This is a genomic window from Streptomyces sp. 8P21H-1 (assembly GCF_013302945.1).
In genome coordinates this window covers 4,103-9,610 of the sequence record NZ_JABTYA010000076.1, presented here as the reverse complement: position 1 = coordinate 9,610, position 5,508 = coordinate 4,103, and the positions used below count along the sequence as shown (strand labels likewise).

6 protein-coding genes are annotated in these 5,508 nt (G+C 71.9%); 4 read left to right on the top strand and 2 right to left on the bottom strand.

Annotated features, from left to right (window positions below; all coding sequences use genetic code 11):
* The first annotated feature begins 361 nt into the window (after nt 1-361).
* The 3 genes from HO151_RS01550 to HO151_RS01540 all read left to right on the top strand — a co-directional run bounded on the left by HO151_RS01550 (nt 362) and on the right by HO151_RS01540 (nt 2,233).
* A complete protein-coding gene (locus HO151_RS01550; RefSeq protein WP_173894338.1) occupies nt 362-1,327 on the top strand; it encodes a zinc-binding dehydrogenase in 966 nt (321 codons plus the stop codon).
* A gap of 76 nt (nt 1,328-1,403) precedes the next feature.
* Nucleotides 1,404-1,613, top strand: coding sequence for a helix-turn-helix domain-containing protein (locus HO151_RS01545; RefSeq protein WP_010984411.1), 210 nt, complete (start codon nt 1,404-1,406; stop codon nt 1,611-1,613).
* The gene (locus HO151_RS01540) at nt 1,613-2,233 is read left to right on the top strand and encodes a Clp protease N-terminal domain-containing protein (RefSeq protein ID WP_173894337.1); all 621 of its coding nucleotides are present in this window, start codon (nt 1,613-1,615) and stop codon (nt 2,231-2,233) included. Before HO151_RS01545 ends, HO151_RS01540 begins: the two co-directional genes overlap by 1 nt.
* 124 nt (nt 2,234-2,357) lie before the next feature.
* On the opposite strand, the gene HO151_RS01535 is transcribed toward HO151_RS01540, so the two are convergent.
* Both HO151_RS01535 and HO151_RS01530 read right to left on the bottom strand, forming a co-directional pair.
* Nucleotides 2,358-3,449 (bottom strand): PadR family transcriptional regulator, encoded by a 1,092-nt coding sequence (locus HO151_RS01535; protein WP_173894336.1) that lies wholly within the window; start codon nt 3,447-3,449, stop codon nt 2,358-2,360.
* A gap of 1 nt (nt 3,450) precedes the next feature.
* Nucleotides 3,451-4,563, bottom strand: coding sequence for a DUF4097 family beta strand repeat-containing protein (locus HO151_RS01530; protein WP_173894335.1), 1,113 nt, complete (start codon nt 4,561-4,563; stop codon nt 3,451-3,453).
* A 147-nt stretch (nt 4,564-4,710) separates the two neighbouring features.
* Here HO151_RS01530 and HO151_RS01525 point away from each other — a divergent pair.
* On the top strand, nt 4,711-5,508 hold a 798-nt coding region (locus HO151_RS01525), incomplete at its 3' end, for a hypothetical protein (protein ID WP_173894334.1).

Here is a 5,508-nt window from a genome sequence, read left to right as displayed (position 1 = left end):
CGAGGGCGTGGCGCGGCGGTAGCCCGCACGCCGGGGCTGCACGGCCAGGCAGCTGCACGGCTGTACGGCCGCACGGCTGTGGGCTGCGTGGCCGTAGGGCCGCGTGGCCGGCTCGACCGCCGTGTGGCTGCGGGTGCGTTGTGGTTCCCGGCGTCCGGCATCCGGTCTCCGGCCGGGAGGTGCCTCGGGCTCTTGTGGTTCCCCGCCTCCGAAGAGGGGGCGCAGGGAAGCGCACGAGCGGTCCGAGGCACCTCCGGGACCGTCCCGGCCCCTCCCGCCGCGTCAGGGATGCGTGTCACAGAGTCGTCCGTCACAGAGCCGTCCGGTTCCGTCCGGGGCGGGTGCCCCCTAGGGTCGGGGCATGTTCGCTGCCTACGCCGCCCGCATCGACCGTGACCAGCCCCTGCGCGGACTCGAATTGGGGGAGCGCCCCGCTCCCGAACCCCGCTCCGGCTGGACGACCGTGAACGTCAGAGCCGCCTCCCTGAACCACCACGACCTCTGGTCGCTGCGCGGAGTCGGCCTCGCCGAGGACAGACTGCCGATGATCCTCGGCTGCGACGCCGCCGGTGTCGACGAGGACGGCAACGAGGTCGTCCTGCACTCCGTCATCGGCCAGACGGGTCACGGCGTCGGCCCGGAGGAGCCACGCTCCATCCTCACCGAGCGCTACCAGGGGACCTTCGCCGAACAGGTCTCCGTGCCCACGTGGAACGTCCTGCCCAAGCCCGCGGAGCTCTCCTTCGAGGAGGCCGCCTGTCTGCCCACCGCCTGGCTGACCGCGTACCGCATGCTCTTCACCAACGCCGGCGTACGACCCGGTGACTCGGTTCTCGTGCAGGGCGCCGGAGGCGGTGTCGCCACGGCCGCGATCGTGCTGGGCAAGGCCGCGGGGCTGCGGGTCTTCGCCAGCAGCAGGAGCGAGGCGAAGCGCAAGCGGGCCCTCGAACTGGGTGCCGTCGAGGCCGTCGAGCCGGGCGCCCGGCTGCCGCAGCGCGTGGACGCGGTCATCGAGACGGTCGGCGCCGCCACCTGGTCCCACTCGGTCAAGTCCCTCAAGCCGGGCGGCACCCTGGTCATCTCGGGGGCCACGAGCGGCGACAGTCCCTCGCGCGCCGAGCTGACCCGCATCTTCTTCCTCGAACTCAAGGTCGTCGGCTCCACGATGGGCTCCAAGGACGAACTCGAGGACCTGCTCTCCTTCTGCGCGGCGACCGGTGTCCGGCCCGTCATCGACGAAGTGCTCCCGCTGGACCGGGCCCGCGAGGGCTTCGCGCGCATGGAATCCGGCGAACTCTTCGGCAAGGTGGTTCTGACCGCCTCCTGATCACACCTCCCTTTCACTCGCCTCCTCTCGTCAATCTGAGTTGACATACCGTGGTGTGTCAATCTAAGTTGACGTCATGACCGAAGCAACGGATCTCGCCGAGCGCGCGGGCGACCGCGATCCGCGGATCGGGCTGCGTGCCGTCTCCGCGTTGCGGCGGCTGCTGGAGCAGCTCGAAGCGGTGCAGGTGCGCAGCGCACGGAATCAGGGCTGGTCGTGGCAGGAGATCGCCGCGGAACTGGGTGTCAGCAGGCAGGCCGTGCACAAGAAGTACGGGAGGCAGTGATGTTCGAACGGTTCACCAGGGACGCCCGCGCGGTGGTTCTCGGCGCGGTCGGCCACGCCGAGAGACTGGACGCGGAGACGGTCGAGGAGCAGCACATGCTGCTGGCGCTCCTCGACCGCGAGGCCAGCCGTGCGTCGTTCGCCCTGACGTCGCTGGGGCTCGGCGGACGCCGGGAGTCCGTCGAACGGGCGCTGGCCGAGGCACGCCGCCGCGGGGGTCTCTCCCGGGCCGACACGGACGCTCTCTCGGGGCTGGGCATCGACGTCGCGGCGATCGTCTCGCGTGTCGAAGAGGCCCATGGCGAGGGGGCGCTGGAGACCGCCGGAGGCGACGGAAAGGGTGAGGGGAGGGGTGGCGGCAAAGACGGCGGACGGAGCCGGGGATGGTGGTCCGGGTTCCTCGGCGACCGGCCTCCCTTCGCCCAGGGAGCCAAGGACCTCCTCAAGGAGTCCCTGCGTGTCGCCCTCGCCCAGCAGGACCGGTACATCGGCGACGAGCACCTCCTTCTCGCCCTCACCGCGCGTCCTGGCGTTCCCGCGGAAGTCCTGGCCGACCACGGAGTCACCTACGCGTCACTGCGGCGCGTGCTGTACGACGGGGGACAGGCGAAGGCCGGCTGAGGGTTGAGGGACGGTTCCTTTCCGGGGGCCGGGGCCACCCCGGCCGCGCAGCGGCAGAGGTGGCAGAAGCGGCAGGGACGGCGGATGGTGGGCGGGGGGGGGTGGGCGGACGTGCGGGGGCCGCTCAGCCCTTGGGCGCCCGCAGCACCGCTCCTATGTGCGCCGCCGCCGACGACAGATGACGGCGGGCATCGCGCAGTTGCTCCTCCGTCACCCCGTGATCACGGGCCGCGTCACGGATGTCGTCGCGGAAGCGGTCCAGCAGGCGGTCCAGGTCCCGGGCGGGATCGCCCGTGGAGTCCTCGTGGGCCCAGGGGGGCTCGTAGCCGGCGGGGAAGTCCTCGGGGGTGTCCGTGTAGTCGGGACGGTCCGCCTTCTTCGGCCCGTGCCCGGCCCCGGTCCTGCCCTCCGCCGCGGACCGGCCGAAACCGAAGTCCTTCCCGAACTCCTTGCCGAAGTTCTTCCCGAAATCGCCGAACTCCTTGGTCAGTTCGGCGAGTCCCTCCCTGACGCCCGTCGGCCAGTCGCCCCGGGTGAAGTGGTCCTGCACCTGGTCCTGGACACGCTTGGCGATGCGCTGGAGCTCTTCCTGCGCCTCGACCCGGACCCGCTCCTGGGCCTCCTTGGCCTGATGGCGGGCCCGCTGGGCCTCCTCGCGGGCGCGTCGGCTCTCGTCCTTGGCGCGCCGGGCCTGCTCCTTCCATTCCTGCCTCACACGGCGCATCTCCTCCTTGGCGACGCGCCACGCCTCCCTGTCCCCCAGGTCGGTGAAGTCCCCGTGGGCGCCTTGGTGACCACCGCCCTCGGCGCCGGCTCCGGCCGAGCCCCGCCGGGCCTCGTTCGCGGCCGCCCGCATCTCGCGGCGCAGATCCCCTGCGGCACCGCGCACATCGGCACGGATCTCCGCGGCGAGCTCGGCGACCGACTCACGGATCTCCAGTTCCAGATCGGCCAGTTCACCGCTGCGGTCGGCCAGCTCGGCGCGGCCGGCGTCCGTGATCGCGTACACCTTCCGGCCGCCCTCGGTGGTGTGGGTGACCAGGCCCTCCGCCTCCAGCTTGGCCAGCCGGGGGTAGACGGTGCCGGCCGACGGCGCGTACAGCCCCTGGAAACGCTCCTCCAGGAGGCGTATCACCTCGTAACCGTGGCGCGGTGCCTCGTCGAGCAGCTTCAGCAGGTAGAGCCGCAGGCGGCCATGGGCAAAGACGGGAGCCATGTCAGAGCCCCTTCTGGTGGGTCGGGTCGTCGGGTGCCGTGTTCTGCGGCGCCACGCCGGGTCCGTCGGTGGAGTCGGGCATGGGGTCAGGCGTTGGCTCAGGTGTGGAGTCGGACGCCGGTGGCGGGGAGGCCGGGCCGGGCCGGGGGCCCGTTCCGGTCCCCGGTTCGGGCCCGGGTTCGGACCGGCCGGAAACCGTGTTCCGCGGTCCGTCCTTCCCGACGCCCGTCTCCTTCCCGAAATTCACTTCCCCGCTCCGTGGATCGTCCCGTGGTGCGTTCCGCGGCTCGTCCCACGGCTCGTCCTCCGCCGGAGGCCTCCGCAGCAGTGCGATCGAACCGGAGACGGTGGTCGCCTTCAGGCGGCCGTTCCCCGCGCCGAGCCTGCCGGTTATCTTCTTGGCGCCCCACTGACCGCTGACCCGGAGGTCCTCGAAAGCGCTGGAGACCGCGCCGCTCGCCGAATCGACCTCGATCTCCGCGTCGGCCGGATGCGGCAGGCGGACGGCGATCTCTCCCAAGATGCTGGTCAGGCTGACATCGCTGGCCCGGCCGGTCGGGTCGAGGTCGACGATCACGGAGCCGCTGACCGACTCGACCCGCACGGAAGGGCTGGAGCCCTCGATGACGGTCAGGTCGCCGGAGACGGAGTTGAGCCGGAGGTCGCCCGTCAGGGCCTGGGTCTCCACGTTCCCCGACACGGTGTCCGCGCGGACCGGGCCGGAGAGGCCCACCAGCGTGGTGTCGCCGAAGACGCCCTTCACCACGGCCCGGCCGTCGATGCCGGAGACCGTGGCGGTGGCGCCGACCACGCCCACCTCGACGCGCGTGCGTGCCGGGACGGCCAGGGAGACCACCGCGCTGCGGTGCCAGCCCTTGCGGTCGAGCCACTTGAGGAAGCCCTTCCAGGGCAGGTCCTCATAGGCGACCGTGAGCGTCCCGCTCTCCTGGGTGACCACCAGGGGTGGTCCCTCTATCGAGGACACCTCCAGGTGGGCGGAACCCTCGTCGACCCCCACGACGTTCACCGTTCCATGGGCGATGCGCACGTGGAGAGCCGTCACCGGTTCGTCGAACGTGAGCTTCCTCGGCTCTGCGACGGACCACTCGGACATGGTGCTGACCTCCTCGGCAGGGCGGGACGCGACACGCCATATCGCGTCTTCCAATAGACACGATATATCGCGGGTCAGGGAAGTCAAGGCGCTCGTTCTGGTGATCTGCGCGGTACGAAGATGGACAAAAGCAAATATTCTTGGCTCATGTCGTTCTGTGCGCCGCAGGGACCGTGCCCGTCCCCCGACCGGACGGCCGGCGGGCTGCTGCTCTGCCGGGCGGAAGCCGACGCGGTCGAACCCGTCGTACGGCTGCTGCGTGACCGCGTGCTGCTCGTCCCGGCCGGGCGGGAGTGGTGCGTGCTGGTTCCGGAGGGAAGGCCCTGGCTGCGGGACGACGAACCGGTGGACCGCGTTCTCGCCGGCTGGGCCACCGCGCTCGCGGTCGCGGCACCCTGGACCGTGCTCGCCCTGTGGTGGGACGCCGAGCACAGCGGGTGCACGCTCGCCACGGGTTTCCGGCGGACGGTCGGCTACGAATGGCTCGCGAACGGAACGGCGATGGGGGAGGACGAGGCGATGCGGACCTTCGCCGCCCGCCTCGGCCTCGACCCGGTCCTGGACGTGCAGTCGCTCGCCCGTCTCACGAAGCCCGACCCCGGGGCCGACGCACGGGGACGTCTGCGTGCTCTGCTCGCCGTGCTGGCCCGCGTGGGTGTCACCCTGCCCGACGGACTCGAACCCGGCGATCCGGCCGACCGCCTCCACGCGGTGGTCCGTGACCGGTCCGGTGACGTCCGGACGGTCGAGCGACTCGGTGACGTCCGGACAGCCGAGCGGTCCGGGCGGGAGCGTGCCGCTCGTGAGGGGCCCGACGCCGTCCGGAGCGGCCTGCCGGGGTCCTGGCCGCCCTGGGCCGGCGCAACCGGTGCCTCCGGAGCCCGGGCTCTCGCGCTCGCGCAGCTGGGGACGGGGGCGGTGCTGGTCGTCCGGGGCCTACGAGGG

Coding starts and splice junctions, on each gene's coding strand:
- HO151_RS01545 (WP_010984411.1), top strand. CDS start 1,404: ATGACCGAAGCAACGGATCTCGCCGAGCGCGCGGGCGACCGCGATCCG.
- HO151_RS01550 (WP_173894338.1), top strand. CDS start 362: ATGTTCGCTGCCTACGCCGCCCGCATCGACCGTGACCAGCCCCTGCGC.
- HO151_RS01535 (WP_173894336.1), bottom strand. CDS start 3,449: ATGGCTCCCGTCTTTGCCCATGGCCGCCTGCGGCTCTACCTGCTGAAG.
- HO151_RS01540 (WP_173894337.1), top strand. CDS start 1,613: ATGTTCGAACGGTTCACCAGGGACGCCCGCGCGGTGGTTCTCGGCGCG.
- HO151_RS01530 (WP_173894335.1), bottom strand. CDS start 4,563: ATGTCCGAGTGGTCCGTCGCAGAGCCGAGGAAGCTCACGTTCGACGAA.